16 protein-coding genes are annotated in these 15,446 nt (G+C 60.3%); 8 read left to right on the top strand and 8 right to left on the bottom strand.

Going from position 1 to position 15,446, the window contains the following annotated elements:
- Positions 1-131: 131 nt before the first annotated feature.
- The 8 genes from rplS to ABD842_RS15080 form a co-directional block, all read right to left on the bottom strand.
- Positions 132-488, bottom strand: coding sequence for a 50S ribosomal protein L19 (gene rplS, locus ABD842_RS15045; RefSeq protein ID WP_345115617.1), 357 nt, complete (start codon positions 486-488; stop codon positions 132-134).
- A gap of 90 nt (positions 489-578) precedes the next feature.
- Complete coding sequence (gene trmD / locus ABD842_RS15050) at positions 579-1,322, bottom strand: tRNA (guanosine(37)-N1)-methyltransferase TrmD (protein ID WP_345115620.1); 744 nt, start codon at positions 1,320-1,322, stop codon at positions 579-581.
- 5 nt (positions 1,323-1,327) lie between these two features.
- Positions 1,328-1,939 (bottom strand): ribosome maturation factor RimM, encoded by a 612-nt coding sequence (gene rimM / locus ABD842_RS15055; protein ID WP_345115623.1) that lies wholly within the window; start codon positions 1,937-1,939, stop codon positions 1,328-1,330.
- A 114-nt stretch (positions 1,940-2,053) separates the two neighbouring features.
- Positions 2,054-2,599: a 30S ribosomal protein S16 gene (locus ABD842_RS15060; RefSeq protein WP_345115625.1), complete on the bottom strand. Its 546-nt coding sequence runs from the start codon at positions 2,597-2,599 to the stop codon at positions 2,054-2,056.
- A 206-nt stretch (positions 2,600-2,805) separates the two neighbouring features.
- Positions 2,806-3,564 carry an acyl-CoA desaturase gene (locus ABD842_RS15065; protein WP_345115627.1) on the bottom strand — a complete coding sequence of 253 codons (759 nt, stop codon included), beginning with the start codon at positions 3,562-3,564 and terminating at the stop codon, positions 2,806-2,808.
- 244 nt (positions 3,565-3,808) lie between these two features.
- A complete protein-coding gene (locus tag ABD842_RS15070; protein ID WP_345115629.1) occupies positions 3,809-4,522 on the bottom strand; it encodes an RluA family pseudouridine synthase in 714 nt (237 codons plus the stop codon).
- A 98-nt stretch (positions 4,523-4,620) separates the two neighbouring features.
- On the bottom strand, positions 4,621-5,436 hold the full coding sequence (gene panB, locus ABD842_RS15075) for a 3-methyl-2-oxobutanoate hydroxymethyltransferase (RefSeq protein WP_345115631.1): 816 nt from the start codon (positions 5,434-5,436) through the stop codon (positions 4,621-4,623).
- 114 nt (positions 5,437-5,550) lie between these two features.
- Positions 5,551-8,472, bottom strand: a complete 2,922-nt coding sequence (locus ABD842_RS15080) for a putative LPS assembly protein LptD (protein ID WP_345115634.1) — start codon at positions 8,470-8,472, stop codon at positions 5,551-5,553.
- A gap of 118 nt (positions 8,473-8,590) precedes the next feature.
- Here ABD842_RS15080 and ABD842_RS15085 point away from each other — a divergent pair, with 118 nt between their 5' ends.
- From ABD842_RS15085 to ABD842_RS15120, 8 genes are all read left to right on the top strand, one after another.
- Positions 8,591-9,355 (top strand): N-acetylmuramoyl-L-alanine amidase family protein, encoded by a 765-nt coding sequence (locus ABD842_RS15085; protein ID WP_345115698.1) that lies wholly within the window; start codon positions 8,591-8,593, stop codon positions 9,353-9,355.
- 67 nt (positions 9,356-9,422) lie between these two features.
- The gene (locus tag ABD842_RS15090) at positions 9,423-10,433 is read left to right on the top strand and encodes an MlaD family protein (RefSeq protein WP_345115637.1); all 1,011 of its coding nucleotides are present in this window, start codon (positions 9,423-9,425) and stop codon (positions 10,431-10,433) included.
- A gap of 184 nt (positions 10,434-10,617) precedes the next feature.
- Positions 10,618-12,246: an acyl-CoA carboxylase subunit beta gene (locus ABD842_RS15095; RefSeq protein WP_345115639.1), complete on the top strand. Its 1,629-nt coding sequence runs from the start codon at positions 10,618-10,620 to the stop codon at positions 12,244-12,246.
- The gene (locus ABD842_RS15100; protein WP_345115641.1) at positions 12,246-12,755 is read left to right on the top strand and encodes a hypothetical protein; all 510 of its coding nucleotides are present in this window, start codon (positions 12,246-12,248) and stop codon (positions 12,753-12,755) included. Before ABD842_RS15095 ends, ABD842_RS15100 begins: the two co-directional genes overlap by 1 nt.
- Positions 12,752-13,324, top strand: coding sequence for an ATPase (locus ABD842_RS15105; RefSeq protein WP_345115644.1), 573 nt, complete (start codon positions 12,752-12,754; stop codon positions 13,322-13,324). Before ABD842_RS15100 ends, ABD842_RS15105 begins: the two co-directional genes overlap by 4 nt.
- Positions 13,317-13,499, top strand: coding sequence for a hypothetical protein (locus ABD842_RS15110; RefSeq protein WP_345115647.1), 183 nt, complete (start codon positions 13,317-13,319; stop codon positions 13,497-13,499). The genes ABD842_RS15105 and ABD842_RS15110 overlap by 8 nt, the downstream gene beginning before the upstream one ends.
- Before the next feature lie 91 nt (positions 13,500-13,590).
- On the top strand, positions 13,591-14,046 hold the full coding sequence (locus tag ABD842_RS15115) for a GNAT family N-acetyltransferase (protein WP_345115649.1): 456 nt from the start codon (positions 13,591-13,593) through the stop codon (positions 14,044-14,046).
- A 701-nt stretch (positions 14,047-14,747) separates the two neighbouring features.
- On the top strand, positions 14,748-15,446 hold the full coding sequence (locus ABD842_RS15120) for a hypothetical protein (protein ID WP_345115652.1): 699 nt from the start codon (positions 14,748-14,750) through the stop codon (positions 15,444-15,446).

A 15,446-nucleotide genomic window follows, 5' to 3' on the forward strand; every position in this document is an offset into this window, starting at 1 on the left:
CAAACTCGGTTTTCATGACACCTTTTGGAAAAGCTGTCAACATATTTCCGGACCCGACACTGAACACAAAAAAGCCGGCTCCTTCACAGGGGCCGGCTTTTTTGATGGTTGGGTTTCCCGAAGGAAAAAGCTTAGTTGCGACGCTCCTTGATCTTGGCTGCTTTGCCCGACAGGCCGCGCAGGTAGAACAAACGGGCACGGCGTACTTTACCGCGGCGCACCAGCTCGACTTTCTCGATGTTGGGCGACAGCAGCGGGAAAATCCGCTCGGTACCGATCTGGTTGGAGATCTTGCGCACGGTGAAGGTCTCACCGTTGGAGTTGGGGTTCTTGCGCTGAATAACAACACCCTGGAACTGCTGAATGCGCTCCTTGTTGCCCTCGCGAATTTTCACGTGGACGTTAACGGTGTCGCCGGCGGCGAAAGCAGGGAAGCTGGCGCGGCGCTCCTGGGACTCCTGCTGGATAAAATCGAGTAGTACGCTCATGACTGAAAAACTAAAAAAAAGGACGGCGCCGCCGCCCGGGGTTTCACTTAAGGAGGCGCAAATATAGCGCTCTGTTTTAGAGATTACAACCTACGGCTGTGCTTTTTTGCTCCGAGTTCGCCCTACGGTCTCAGAAGCCGGTATTTCCCCTTCCACTTCCGGCGGCAGCAGGTCGGGGCGGCGCTGACGGGTGCGCTCCAGCGCCTGGTCGTGCCGCCAGACTTCGATCTGGGGCGTGTTGCCCGACAGCAGGATGTCGGGCACTTTCTCGCCCCGCCACTCGGCGGGCCGGGTATACACCGGCGGAGCCAGCAGATTATCCTGAAACGAGTCGCTCAGGGCCGACTCCTCGTTGCCGAGCACGCCCGGCAGCAGGCGCACGATGGCGTCGGTGAGGATGGCCGCTCCCAGCTCGCCCCCGCTGAGCACGTAGTCGCCCACGCTGATTTCGTGGGTGATGTAGGCCTTGCGGATTCGCTCGTCGATGCCCTTGTAGTGGCCGCAGAGGATGAGCAGGTTGCCGGCCAGCGAAAAGCGGTTGACCAGCGGCTGGCGCAGCGTCTCGCCGTCGGGCGTCATGTAGATGACGGCATCGTAGGCACGCGCGGCCAGCAGCGCGTCCAGGCAGGCCGCAATGGGCTCCACGCGCAGCACCATGCCGGCCCCGCCCCCAAACACGTAGTCGTCGATCTGCCCGTGCTTGTTGATGGCAAACCGGCGCAGGTCGTGCACGTGGATTTCGGCCAGCCCTTTTTCCTGGGCCCGCTTCACGATGGAGAAGGCGAAGGGGCTGATCAGCAGATCCGGCTGGCAGGTGATGATGTCGACGCGCATGCCGCTTACTTTTTGGCCTTGGCCTCGTCGTCGAGCTCGGGGCCGTCGAATTCGTCGGGCTCGTCCTTCTCGCGGGAAGCGGGCGTGAGGTACACGTCGAGCAGGCCTTCGGGCAGGTTCACGAATACCTTTTTCGCGTCCTGGTCGGCGTGCGAAATCAGCTGGTCTACCACCGGAATCAGAATCTCCTGGCCCTGGTAGCGCATGCCCATCAGATCCTGCTGGGGCATCTCGTAGAAGGTTTCCACGGTGCCCAGCACGCCCAGCTTCTCGTCGACGACGGTGTAGCCAATCACGTCGTGGAAGTAGAACTGGTCGTCTTCCAGGGCTGGCAGCTCAGCCAGCGGGCGGTAGAGCTTGGCGTTGCGCAGCGGCTCGGCGGCCTCAATCGTGTCGAAGCCCTTGAGCTTGAGCAGGGCGCGGTTGTCGGCGTGGGGCTGGAATTTCTCCACGCCATACTCCGTCAGCTTGCCGGGAGCGAAAGGCAGCTCCAGGTACACCGATTTGAGCGTGCGGTAGTCGTCGAGGTCGTCCACGTCCATGAAGGCCGTCACGAAGCCCTTCAGGCCGTGCGTTTTGCCAATGGAACCCAGCTGGTAGCAGTCGTCGATAGTCATTGCGAAGGAGATGAAAGCGTAAAAAAAAGTGGGAAGCCAGAAAGGGGAAGTCGGGCGTCGGAACGCCGCTCATTCTCTTTCTGACTTCCCAGCTTTTAAATCCGAACCTAAGGCTTAGGCGCCCGCTTCCTCAGTCGTTTCGGCCGGAGCCTCGGCTTCGGTCGTCTCGCCTTCGGCAGCAGCTTCAGCCACGGGAGCCGGGGGCGTGTTCTTCTTGCGAATAGCTTCGGCCCGCGCTTCTTTCACCTTAGTCTCAGCAGCCAGAGCAGCCTTGCGGGTCTCCTCTTTAGCAGTGCCCAGGGTAGTGCGCTTGCTTTCGATCTTAGTGTCTTTCTGCTCTTTCCAAGCCGTGAAACGCTCGTCGGCTACGTCCTGCGAAATGGCCCCTTTGATAACACCCAGCTGCAGGTGCTTCCGGTACAATACGCCGCGGTAAGAAAGCATTGCGCGAACCGTATCGGTCGGCTGCGCGCCCTTCATGATCCAATCGAAGGCTTTTTCGCCGTCAAAGTTGATCGAAGCAGGGTTGGTGTTGGGGTCGTAGGTACCGATTTTCTCGATGAAACGGCCGTCGCGGGGGGCGCGGGCGTCAGCTACAACAATGTCGAATTGGGCGGCCTTCTTACGGCCACGACGGGCGAGGCGGATTTTAACTGCCATAAACCGGGTTGGTTAAGCGACGCAGCTCGTGCGTCTGGTTGAAAATGAGGTGCAAAGGTAGGGGAAAGAGTTGGAGGAAGAAAGCCTCTTTTATCATCGGCAGCGAAGAGCGGCAATCCGGCCTGGGCAACAAGGAAACCCTCGAGCAGCAAAAAGCCCCGACGTTGGCGAACGACGGGGCTTTTCAGGGTAAAAACGCAGGCTGCTTACGCGGCGACGCGCATTTTTTGGGCCGTCACCTTACGCTTGATCTTGATGATGCCCACCTTGTCCAGGGTCCAGATAACCGAGTAGGTCGGGTCAAACTCCCACCACTTCACGCCGAAGTTGACGCGCATGGGCAGCTTGTGGTGGTTGTTCTGGAACAGCTCGCCGAAAGCCAGGAAGTCCAGGGCCAGGGTGTTCTTGCTGTGGTCGTGGTTGTCGAAGTTCTGGTAGCCGTACTTGTGGCCGCCCCAGTTGACGATGGCGCCGTGAATCGGGCCCATCAGGAAGTGAATCGGCAGCAGCAGGTACATCCACCAGGCCGTGGCAAACTGCACGTAGAACAGCACGTAGAGCGCGCCCCAGCCGATGCGGGAGTAAGCCGTAGCGCTGAACTTCTCCAGGGAAGCCCACTCGGGATAGTCGCCCTCAAACCGCTCCGCCGCGGCGTAGTTGCGGTTCAGCACGTCGTTGTAGATATTCTTGGTCTTCCACATCATGCTGAAGGCATTCGACGAGAACAGGGGCGAGTGCGGGTCCATTTCGGTGTCGGAGTAGGCGTGGTGCATGCGGTGCAGCAGCGCGTAGGCCCGCGGCGACAGGAACGACGAGCCCTGGCAGACGTAGGTGAACAGGAAGAAGAACGTCTCCCAGAACTTGTTCATCGTAAACATCTTGTGGGCCGCGTAGCGGTGCAGGTAAAACGTCTGCGTGAACAGCGACAGGTAATAGTGCGCGACAAAAAAAATGAGGACTGGCATGGGCCGGGCAAAAAGTGAAAACGCAGCGGAAGGCAAAGGAACGCAGCCGCAGAAGCAGAACGGCGGAGCATAAGTTCCTGATGCCGGGGCAAAACTACAGTCGTAACCGCCCGGCATCAATAAGTGGACCGAAAAGGCCAAAATGTTATTCAGCGAATATCTAATGGACTTTGGCCAGCCCGGATGCTAACCAAAAAGCCTCCCCAATGTTGGGAAGGCTTTCAAAAGATTTTGCGCAGGCAAGCTAGACTGTATAAAAGGCTTTCGAGGCTTCCCAGTGGGGCATGTCCGGCACCGGGGCCCGGAAGCACATGGCTTCCTTGGTGACGGGGTGCTCAAACTCCAGCTGCCGGGCGTGCAGGGCAATGCTCACGTCGGGCAGGGGCGAGAGGAAGCCGTACTTCACGTCGCCGACGATGGGCGTACCCAGGCCGGTGGCCAGCTGCACCCGAATCTGGTGGGGACGGCCCGTGATGGGGTTCACCTGGATCAGGAAGCGGTTGCCGGCCGGCCCCAGTACCTGGTAGTCGAGGTCGGCCTTCAGGCCCTGCCCGTGGCGCTCGGAGTAGGCTTTGGTCACGTTGCGGATCGGGTCCTTCACCAGCCAGTGGGTCAGGTGGCCGCTGATTACCTCCGGGCACTTGCCCACCAGGGCCCAGTAGGTCTTGTGCACCTTATTGTCGCGGAACATCTCGTTGAGGCGGCTCAGCGCCTTGCTGGTTTTGGCCATGGCCACCACGCCGCTCACGGGCCGGTCGAGGCGGTGGGCCACGCCTACGAAAGCCGCGCCGGGCTTTTTGTACTTGAAGCGCAGGTACTCGGCGGCTTTCACCGACAGCGGCTCATCCCCGGTGTTGTCGCCCTGCACGAGGATGCCGGCGGGCTTGTTGAGGATAAGCAGGTGGTTGTCTTCAAACAGGATTTCCTCCTGCTCCGACCAGATATTCGGACGATTCACTGAGAAGAGTAATTATGGATTCTGAATTCAGAATTAGCTGATTGCACCCGTCCCATGCTGGAAAAAAGGTCAGGGCAATCAACTAATTCAGAATTCATTTAATACGCTTCGTCCTGGGTGGGGAAGTTGCGGTCTTTGACGTCTTTCACGTAGCGCGTCACGGCGTCGCTCATCAGATCGGCCAGCTCGGCGTAGCGGCGCAGAAAGCGCGGCTTAAACTCCTTGGTGATGCCCAGCATGTCGTGGACGACCAGCACCTGCCCGTCCACGTCGGGACCGGCGCCGATGCCGATAACGGGAATCGTGAGCTTTTCGGCGACCTCCTTAGCCAGGGAAGACGGAATTTTTTCCAGCACCACGGCAAAGCAGCCCAGCTCCTGGAGCAGCAGCGCGTCGTCGATGAGCTTCTGGGCTTCGGCTTCTTCCTTGGCCCGCACGGTGTAGGTGCCAAACTTGTAGATGCTCTGCGGGGTGAGGCCCAGGTGGCCCATAACCGGAATGCCGGCCGTGAGAATCCGGGTGATGGACTCGCGGATTTCGGCCCCGCCCTCTACCTTGATGCCGTGCCCGCCCGATTCCTTCATGATGCGGATAGCCGAGCGCAGGGCTTCGGAGGAGTTGCCCTGGTAGGAGCCAAAGGGCATATCGACCACCACGAAGGCGCGCTTTACGGCCCGCACCACGCTCTGGGCGTGGTAAATCATCTGGTCGAGGGTGATGGGCAGGGTGGTTTCGTGGCCGGCCATGACGTTGGAAGCCGAGTCGCCGACGAGCAGTACGTCGATGCCGGCGCCGTCGAGAATGGTGGCCATCGAGAAGTCGTAGGCCGTGAGCATGGATATCTTCTCGCCGCGCTGCTTCATGGCCAGCAGCTGGTGCGTGGTCACGAGTTTCACTTCTTTATGCTGCGACATGGGGGCTTGGTTAGGAATGATAGGAGGTGGGCCGGAGAAGCCGGGGTCAAAAGTGCCAAAATTCCGGCATTTCCCCGGCGGTCGGGTCTTTCCCCTCGTCCACCCGCTGCCGGCTTAGCGGTTCAGGAAGCTGCGGTTGCGGTTCAGCTTCAGGTCCTGCAGCAGCGACGACTTGGCGGCAATGGTCACGAAGTAGCCGCGGGTGGTGCCGAAGGGCCGCCAGTTGCCGGTAATCTGCCAGCAGTGCAGGTCGCGGAAAATATCGAGCGAAGTAAAGGATACCTCCTTGTTTTTGAAGTCGTAGCCCGTGCTGTAGCCCATGCGCAGGTTGGTGGTCAGCTTCACCGAGCCGCTCAGGTTGAGCGAGGCCGAGTTCAGCGCCGAGGGCCGGAGCCGGCCGGGCCGGGCCGGCAGCGCGCCGGGGTCGACGTAGCTGGCCGTGAAGTTGGTGCTCAGCTCCCAGGGAATTTCAAAGTCCACGTAGTCCTCATATGGGTTCACCGGCTGGGGGTTGCCCAGCGTGGGGTCGTTGCCGGGCGCCACGGTCCGCGGTACCGTCGACTTGCGCTTGCCCTGGGCCGGGTTGAACTGGTAGCTCAGCGTCAGGCCGGCATCGGAGAGGCGGGCCAGGCGGCGCCTGGACTGCTCAAACAGGTACTCGTTGATTTCGCGGCCGGTGGAGTCGCGCTGGTAAAAGCGGAAGTTGCCGTTAATCACCACGCTCAGCTTGCGGGCAATCTGGGTGTGAAAGCCGACCTGCAGAGGGGAAAGCCGGAGCGAGTCAGCGGCCAGGTCGTAGCCGGTATTGAAGTCGAGACCATCAATGAGGCTGACTTTCTTGAAGGGCGTGGTGCCGGTGGTGTCGTTGGTATCCCGCACCTTCATTTCCAGGGCGTTCTGCAGGCCGAAGACGAGCCGGGTCACCCGCCGGCCGTTGGGTGGGCTGCCCAGGGAGTTTAGGCCCTGGTAGCGCGAAAAGGTGATAGGGTTCAGAATCCGGCTGCCGTCATCCTCGTTGTAGAGCTGCCCGGAGCTGTTGCGCAGCGTGCCAAGGTCGGGCCGCAGGAAGTAGTTGGGGTTGGTCGAGAAGTCAGGCGAGTACTGGAAGCCTACGCTGGGGGTCAGCTTGTGGCGGATGGCCTCAATCTTCTTGCCTTTGATGGGTACGATGCCGTACAGGTTGGTGCCCAGATTCAGGTTGGCCGACCAGGCATACACCCGGTTGAAGCCCCGCACCGTGTCGATGCGCACGGCCTGCGCCGCCGGAATATACTCGTAGTTCAGGCTCTTGCCGTACCAGGTTTCGTCGTAGTTCACGCTGGGCTGCAGGCTCAGGTGCTTGAGCACCGTGTAGCTGCCCAGCGAAATCTGGAAGGCGTGCCGCAGCCCCGTCTGGGCGTTGCGCAGCAGGGGCGTCAGGTTGCTCAGGCTCACCGGAATCCGGGTGCCCTCGGTGCTGCCGCCGAGCAGCGGAATACCGCCTTCCAGCGTCCGGGCCTGCTGGAAGTTGGTGAACTTGCTCTGGCCCGTCAGCGTGTAGGCCACGGCAAACTGCTCGTAGAAACGCCCCCGGGGCTCCAGGCCAAACAGCTCGTACGGATACTGCCGGGCGACCTGTACGGTCACGTCGGGCAGGGTAAAGTTCATGGCGCCCGTCGCCGTGTTCTGGTCCTGGCTCAGGTTCAGCGTGTAGCCGATCGGCGAGTTGCGGATTTGCTTCTGATATGATATTGAGGAGTTAAACGAAGGCGTCAGGTAGCGCCGCACATCGGCGGTGTTCTGCTGGTTGTAGTCGGTGCTGCCCGCCTGCACGTTGGCCGAGAAGCGGCCGCCGCCGGGCCGGGGCGTGGGGATATGGCCCCAGCTTATCCAGAACGTTTTCGGGGAGCGGGGCGTGCGGTAGGCCTGGTCCGTATTCACCGAGTTGGAGCGCAGAATCTGGGCGGCCGGCCGCTGGCTGTAGCTGAAGTTGAAGCGGCCGTTGTAGGCGTAGCGGCGCAGGTACTGCATTTCCGCCGTGGCGCCGAAGCCCCCGAACTGGTTGGCGTTGCCGGCATAAATGTCGCCGGTGAGGCGCACGCCGATGTACTCGTTCGGCACCCAGTAGTAGCCGCCGTTGCGCAGCGAAAAGCCCCGGTCGGCGGTCTGGCCGAAGGTGGGAATAATCAGCCCCGAGGCCCGGGTGCTGCGCGGCATGGGGAAGTAGCCGAACAAAAAGCCCAGGGGCGTGGGAACGTCGCCGATGATGAGGTTGAACGGCCCGGTCACCACCTTTTCCTTCGGAATTACCTTCATCCTGGCCGCGTTGATGAAAAAGTGCGGGTGCTCCAGGTTGCAGGTAGTGTAGCGCCCGTTGCGCCCGAAAATCTCGTTCAGCTCGTTTTTCTTGATGGTTTCGGCGTGCACAAACCCCTCGCCCTCCGACGTGACGGCGTCGGTGATGCGGCCCTTCTTGGTTTTGAAATTGTAGTTGATGCGGCTGGCCGCGTAAAGTGAGGCCCCGTCCTTGAACACCGGCTTGTCGCGCACCTTGCCCGTGGTGTCGGCGGCGCCCTCGGCCGTGAGCAGGTTGTTGGCGTAGTCGACCGTAATGCGGGCCGCCTTCAGCGACATTTCCCCGTAATCCACGGTGGCCTTGTCATAGAGAATAGCCTGCTTGTTCTGAACCTCAAACCGGATGGAGTCCTTGGCCGCGTACTTTACCGTGGTTTTAATATCGCCCTGCGGGGCCGCCGACACGCGCAGCGAGTCGCCCGCGCGGCGGGTGGTATCAGCCAGGCTGATGGCTCGACCGGCTCGGGCAGATCGACTAGCTCGACCAGCCCGGGCGGTGTCCGCGGGCAGCGCATCGGTGGTGGGGCGCCCGTCGACGTTCAGGGGGCGTACCACGGCGGGCGCACCGGCGCGGGCCGGCCGGCTTTGCCCCCAGGCCCGCGGCCCGGCGCTCAGGCCAAAGAACGCCAATACCAGCAGCAGCGCCGGCCGCAGCCGGGGAGACGCAGTACAGAAAAGGAGGGGGCGGAACGGCGCAGGCAATGCCACGTAGTTTTTAATCGTTTATTTTGTGGCTGTTTGCAAAGATAATGGGTAGCTCCCCCAACTAACGAACTCTGTGCGGAATATTGTCGCTCTTTGCGCTGCGGGCCTGCTTTTCCTGTCGGGCCCGACGCGGGCCGTGGCTCCTGGTACGCCGGGGCTGCCGCCTCTGAAATACCGTTTGCGCACTGTGGTGCTCGATGCCGGCCACGGCGGCAAGGATCGGGGCTGCGCGGGCGTAAAAGCCCGCGAGGCCGACGTGGCCCTGAAAATTATTCTGGACCTGGGCCGGCAGATTGAGGAAAACATGCCGGAGGTGAAGGTGGTCTACACCCGCAAAACCGACGTGTTTGTGGAGCTCACCGACCGGGCCGGCATTGCCAACAAGCACGCGGCCGACTTATTTATCTCGGTTCATTGCAACGCCAGCGCCCCCAGCGCCTACGGCACCGAAGTCTGGACCATGGGCCCGCACAAGACCGACGCCAACCTGGCCGTGGCCAAGCGCGAAAACGCGGTAATTCTGCAGGAAGACAACTACAAGGCCAACTACAACGGCTTCGACCCAACCTCGCCGCAGAGCCACATTCTGTTTTCGCTCTACCAGAGTGCCCACGTGGTCAACAGTATCCGCTTCGCCCAGAAGGTCGACCGGCAGTTTCGCACCACCGTAGGCCGCAGCTCGCGCGGGGTGAAGCAGGCGGGCTTTCTGGTGCTCTGGAAATCCACGATGCCTTCGGTGCTCATCGAATCCGGATTTCTGACCAACCGGGCCGAGGAGCGCTACCTCAACGATAAATCGGGGCAGTCGTATATGGCAGCAGGAATCTACCGGGCTTTCCGGGATTATAAGAACGAACTCGAAGCCATGAACGGGGAATAGCCGGCCTGTCCGCCCTATTCCGCCTTTTCTGCTGGTTTAATCACCTCATTTATACAGTTGACCCAACGTGTCGAAAGAAATTAAAGTAGCCCTGCTCGGTCTCGTCGCGCTGGCGGCTCTGTACGTCGGTTTCAACTTCCTGAAGGGCAGCAACCTGCTCTCGTCGGACCGCACTTACTTCGCCAAGTACGACAACGTGGACGGCCTGACGGTGGGCAATCCCGTGATTCTGAACGGCGTCAAGGTCGGGCAGGTCAAGCAGATGGAGCTCTTGCCCGAAGACCGCAACCGCGTGAAAGTGTCGCTGGAGCTGCAGAAGGGCGTGGTGGTCGGCGACTCCACCGTGGCCAGCCTGTCGGGCTCGTTGCTGGGCAGCAAGACGATTACGCTGTTTTTGGGGCGCAACGCGACGGTGTACAACGGCGGGGAGGAGCTCAGATCCTACACCGTAGCCAGCATCACCGACGCCTTCCAGGCCAAGGCGCTGCCCGTGCTGGGGACCGTCGACTCGACCCTGATCAAAATCAACGGCTTCCTCAACAAGGACGCCAAAGTGAGCCTGCAGGCCACGCTGCTGAACGCGCAGGGCTCCACGGAGGCGCTCAAAAACCTGCTGCTGATGAATCAGCGCAACATCAACGAGATTACCACCAACATGGCCAAGCTCAGCGGCGACCTGCAGGTGACCAGCAAGAAGTTTGACCGGATTGCCTCCAACTTCGCCGTCCTCAGCGACTCGCTGAAAGTGGCTCCGGTCGGCCCCGCTATGCGCAAGCTCAACGTGACCATGACCGAGGCCCAGGCGGCCCTGACCGGCGTCAACAAGGCCCTGACTGACCAGAAAGGCTCTTTGGGCAAGCTCATCAACGACACGCTGCTTTACAGCAACCTGAACTCCACCGCCGTCAGCTCCGACGCGCTGCTGAAGGATTTGAAGGCCAACCCGAAGCGCTACGTGCACTTCTCGGTGTTCGGCGGGGCCGCAAAGGACAAGAAGACCAAGACGGAGGTGGAAACCACGGCGACCCGGCCCAACGGTACGGCCGTCGAAACTGAAACGAAAACCACCGTGAAGTAAGCTGCCGCCGCAGGAAACCAGAAACATCTTACCTTTGAAATCCGCCCCCGGGCGGATTTTTTTATGCCCGCACGATGATTAAGTGCCCGAAGGAGCGGCGGAGTTTTGCGTTTGTGCCGCCCCGGCGGCGCCGCCGCCTGCCGAATCACCAGGACACTTGGTCGCACTTTCCTTTCCCACCCGCATGGACCTCGAATTCAACAAAAACGAAGATCTTCTCAAACAACTCACGTTTCAGCTGCGCCAGAAACTGCAGCGCGTGGCGCTCGGCGGTGGCGAAAAGCGCATTGCCGCCCACAAAGCCAAGGGCAAGCTCACCGCCCGGGAGCGGATTGCCTACCTGCTCGACGAAGGTCGCGACCAGGTAGAGGTTGCCGCCTTTGCCGGGGAAGGCATGTACCAGGCGGAGGGCGGCTGCCCCAGCGGCGGCGTGGTGGTGGTCATCGGCTACGTGAAGGGCCGGCAGTGCGTGGTAGTGGCCAACGACGCCACGGTGAAAGCTGGGGCCTGGTTCCCGATTACGGCCAAGAAAAACCTGCGGGCCCAGGAAATCAGCATCGAAAACAAGCTGCCCATCATCTACCTCGTCGACTCGGCGGGCGTGTTTCTGCCCATGCAGGACGAGATTTTTCCCGACAAGGAGCACTTCGGCCGCATGTTCCGCAACAACGCGGTGATGAGCAGCATGGGCATCGTGCAGCTGGCCGCTATCATGGGTCCCTGCGTGGCGGGTGGCGCCTACCTGCCCATCATGTCCGACGAGGCCATGATTGTGGACGGCACCGGCTCGGTATTTCTGGCGGGCTCCTACCTGGTGAAGTCGGCCATCGGCGAAACCATTGACAACGAGACGCTCGGCGGGGCCAGCACCCACTCCGAGCTTTCGGGCGTCACGGACTACAAGTTCAAGGACGACGCGGAGTGCCTCGACCACATCCGCAACATTTTCGACAAGATGGGCGAGCTGCCCAAGGCCGGCTTCAACCGCGCCGCCGCCGCCTTGCCCGCGCTGGAGCAGAAGGAAATCTACGGGACGCTGCCCTCTGACCGCGCCAAGCCCTACGACATGATGGACATCATCAACCGGCTGATCGACAATTCGGAGTTTGAGCCCTACAAGGATCTGTATGGCCAAACCCTGATCTGCGGGCTGGCCCGCATCGACGGCTGGGCCGTGGGCATTGTGGCCAACCAGCGCAAAATCGTGAAGAGCAAGAAAACCGGCATGCAGATGGGCGGCGTCATCTACTCCGACTCGGCCGACAAAGCCGCACGCTTCATCATGAACTGCAACCAGAAGCGCATTCCGCTGGTGTTTCTGCACGACGTGTCGGGCTTTATGGTAGGCTCGCAGAGTGAGCACGGCGGCATCATCAAGGACGGCGCCAAGATGGTGAATGCCATGGCTAACTCGGTGGTGCCCAAGTTCACCGTCATCATCGGCAACAGCTACGGGGCCGGCAACTACGCCATGTGCGGCAAAGCCTACGACCCGCGCCTGATTGTGGCCTGGCCCACCGCCCAGCTGGCCGTAATGAGCGGGGCCGCCGCGGCCAACACCCTGCTCCAGATTCAGGTTGCCACCCTTAAAGCCAAGGGTGAAGTCATCACCCCCGAAGCCGAGAAGGAGCTGCTGGACCGCATCAAGGCCCGCTACGAAGAGCAGCTTTCCCCGTACTACGCCGCGGCCCGCCTCTGGGTCGATGCCATCATCGATCCGCTGGAAACCCGCAAAGTCATCAGCATGGGCATTGAGGCCGCCAATCATGCGCCGATTGAAAAGGCGTATAATGTGGGGGTTATTCAGGTGTGATGACTATTATTCTGGAAGAAGGATATCAAACCAATTTGGGTACACTCCTGCTACCACTTCGGCAGCAAGTAGAAAATCTAAACTGGCTGGTTACCGAACTGCAATGTTTAAGTTTGGGTGATTGGCCGCCACTGATTGATACTTGGCAATCAGAATCATACAACTCGGTGCCATACTACAGTGTAGTGCCTGGCAAAATCGTATATGAAACATTTGCTGGTCGGGAAATACAAGTGGTATGGGGGATTTTCTGTGGGGTAGCTGGCAATGTTCCTACTATACCACTTGAGGAGGTTCCGTATGCTGATGGTAATCGTCAGATTTGGACCGAGCCAGAGGCATTTCAGTTGGCATCTTCTGAAATTGAAATAGTAGCCTTTGATAGCACCTTCACGCTGGTGAAGTTTCGGGATGAACGCTTGGGGCGTCAATCCCTGGAAGCATTCCCCGACGGCAGAATCGTGCAAAATCCTGACGATATGTTGAAGTCCTGTCAGCAGCAGCAATGAAAACCCTCTACCTCCTGGCCGGCTGCAACGGCGCCGGCAAAACCACCGCCGCCTACGCCCTGCTGCCGAACCTGCTGGGGTGCCGGGAGTTCGTGAATGCCGATGAAATTGCGCGGGGCCTCTCGCCGTTTCAGCCGGAAACGGTGAGCGTGCAGGCGGGACGGCTGATGCTCACGCGCCTGCAGGAGCTGCTGGCGGCGGGGGAAAGCTTTGCGCTGGAAACCACGCTGGCTACCCGCATCTACCTGCCCTTCATCGAGGCGGCCCGGGCGCGGGGGTACTACGTGAGTCTGTTCTTTTTCTGGCTTAATTCCGCCGACGAAGCGGTAGAGCGGGTGCGCATCCGGGTACGGGAGGGCGGCCACAACATTCCGGAGCCAGTGATTCGGCGGCGCTATGAAGGCGGGTTGCGGCAGTTTTTCGGGCAGTACCGTACTGCCGTGGACGACTGGATGTTTCTCGACAACTCGGCGGGCTTGGCGCGGGTAATTGCCGAAGGCACCGCCGCCGAAACTGTCGTAGCAAATCCGGAAATTTGGGGGCAGCTAACCACCACCTATCATGACTAAGCAGGAACAGGCCGCGCACATCAACGCACAGGTACGGAAAGGCCTGGTCGTGGCCTACAATAATATGCTGGCCTTCAAACACTACAAGCAGACTCCCGTCATTATTTCCCGGAATGGTAAGGTAGCAGAGGTGCAGGCCGACCGGATGCCGCCTGCTGAAGACCCGGCAGCTTAACCCGCAAGTTCAATCGTCCTTCCCGGCCCGCCGCACCTTGCGTTGCGGCGGGCCGCTTTTTTGCCTATCCTGCGGCCAAATCCAGCCTGTGATGCTTTCCCTGACCCGCACTGATTCCCACAACCCCGACTTCCGCGCCCTGGTGGCTTTGCTCGACCACGACCTGGCCATGCGCGACGGGGCCGACCACGGCTTCTATGCCCAGTTCAATAAGGTCGATGCTATCCGGCACGTGGTGGTGGCTTACCAGGACGGGGAGGCTGTGGGTTGCGGGGCCTTCAAGGAGTACAGCCCGACGGAAGCGGAGGTGAAGCGCATGTATGTGCCCGCAGCCCGGCGGGGGCAGGGCATTGCCGGGCTGGTGCTGGCCGAGCTGGAGCGGTGGGCGGCGGCGGAAGGCTACGCGGCCTGCGTGCTCGAAACCGGCAGGAAGCAGCCCGAAGCCATCCGCCTCTACGAGAAGAGCGGCTACGCCCACATCCCCAACTACGGGCAGTACGCCGGGGTGGAAAACAGCGTGTGCCTGCGCAAGGAAGTAGCCGGTTGAAGTACTTTCAGCCTTCCCGCATTTGCGGGTGCCCCGCCTTCCCCCGATTGCGGGAGCCTGCGTTTCTAATTTCCCGAGGCATCCGCGAATGCGGGAGGGCTGGTGAGAGTTGCTCCCGGCTCTGCTGCATTCGCCGAGAGCCTCGTTTTTAGTTTGCGAACTCTGCCGAATTCGCGGCAGGCCCCCGCTCGTGGAAGACACGCAACGGCGCATCTCGACAGTCGGGCAGCTCCAATACCTACCTGCCCCACCTGGCCGTATAGCCTCCCGGACTTTCAACACCGCAGCTATGACTAAAAACGCCATTGCTGGACTGCTCGTAGATACCCTGCTACGGGCCCACGTCCGGCACCGCTACGGCGTCGCCGGCGACTCGCCTACTGAACCCGGTGGGCGGTGGCAAACCCGCTGGAGCTGTCTAGGCCACCGACCATCGGGTTCAGGCAAGCCGGCTTTGGCTTGTAGGCGCTAAGATGCCTTATCAACGGCTGCGACGACGAGGTGCTGAAGCTGGCCACGAGCAATTTGTTTTGGTAGAAGCCAGCAGTCAGGTAGAACAGCGCTACTTTTGCCTGTAGTCGGCCGAGAATCGCAGGATTACTTATTTTAGACTTGCCGGGCCACCCCAGGCGGCCTGCCGGCATAAGTAGGCCACCTGCGCTGGTGCTGGATGCTCACCCTTAAACCTAACACCTACGGCCATGACAGTTGTGAAGGAGGTTGCTGATGGGATTAAGCTTGTTGCTGAAAGCATCAAAAACTTGAAAGAGGTGTATGCCGTGGTGCAGGAGGGCCTGGGATACTTCGAAAAGACGTACCCGGACATCAAGAAGGACGTTTCGGGCATGTGCGTGGAGTTACGCAAGACGTGCAATGCCATTGCCACCGCTTCGGCGGTAATGACGCATTTTCGCTTTAATACCACGCCTGGGGCAATTGCCAGTGAACCAACCCGATTCAATGAGTATTTCATAAAGTACAAAGACGACAGAACGGAAATAGAGTCTTTGATCCGGAGTTTGAAAGGAAGCTGCGGAAAAATAGTTGCGCACACCGAAAGACTGAAGCGGGAAGCCGCGCCGCGCTTTTCAAATAGCTTTCTGGCGCTTTTTGGGCTGCATTCCGCCGCCAGGGCGGAACGCGTTCAGCAAGCCCTCGGGAACATCTGTAATGAAGAGCAGGTGCTGTCAATTGTGGTCGGCAGGCTCTCGGACAGCATCCACAAGGCCGTGTCGGATGTAAGCGACATGCTGGGGCCGCACGGAATGATGCACGCCGACAATGTGCCACAGGCGGCGCAGCTTTTAAACGTGTATGCGGGGATGTTTGCCGAACTTGAAATGCAGGCCAGAGAACAAGTAGAGGAACTTCAGGAACTGATTGATAAGCTAAATGAATAG

The organism is Hymenobacter algoricola, from assembly GCF_039539525.1.
Classification (GTDB): domain Bacteria; phylum Bacteroidota; class Bacteroidia; order Cytophagales; family Hymenobacteraceae; genus Hymenobacter; species Hymenobacter algoricola.

Coding starts and splice junctions, on each gene's coding strand:
- rplS (WP_345115617.1), bottom strand. CDS start 488: ATGAGCGTACTACTCGATTTTATCCAGCAGGAGTCCCAGGAGCGCCGC.
- trmD (WP_345115620.1), bottom strand. CDS start 1,322: ATGCGCGTCGACATCATCACCTGCCAGCCGGATCTGCTGATCAGCCCC.
- rimM (WP_345115623.1), bottom strand. CDS start 1,939: ATGACTATCGACGACTGCTACCAGCTGGGTTCCATTGGCAAAACGCAC.
- ABD842_RS15060 (WP_345115625.1), bottom strand. CDS start 2,599: ATGGCAGTTAAAATCCGCCTCGCCCGTCGTGGCCGTAAGAAGGCCGCC.
- ABD842_RS15065 (WP_345115627.1), bottom strand. CDS start 3,564: ATGCCAGTCCTCATTTTTTTTGTCGCGCACTATTACCTGTCGCTGTTC.
- panB (WP_345115631.1), bottom strand. CDS start 5,436: ATGTCGCAGCATAAAGAAGTGAAACTCGTGACCACGCACCAGCTGCTG.
- ABD842_RS15095 (WP_345115639.1), top strand. CDS start 10,618: ATGGACCTCGAATTCAACAAAAACGAAGATCTTCTCAAACAACTCACG.
- ABD842_RS15100 (WP_345115641.1), top strand. CDS start 12,246: ATGACTATTATTCTGGAAGAAGGATATCAAACCAATTTGGGTACACTC.
- ABD842_RS15105 (WP_345115644.1), top strand. CDS start 12,752: ATGAAAACCCTCTACCTCCTGGCCGGCTGCAACGGCGCCGGCAAAACC.
- ABD842_RS15110 (WP_345115647.1), top strand. CDS start 13,317: ATGACTAAGCAGGAACAGGCCGCGCACATCAACGCACAGGTACGGAAA.
- ABD842_RS15115 (WP_345115649.1), top strand. CDS start 13,591: ATGCTTTCCCTGACCCGCACTGATTCCCACAACCCCGACTTCCGCGCC.
- ABD842_RS15120 (WP_345115652.1), top strand. CDS start 14,748: ATGACAGTTGTGAAGGAGGTTGCTGATGGGATTAAGCTTGTTGCTGAA.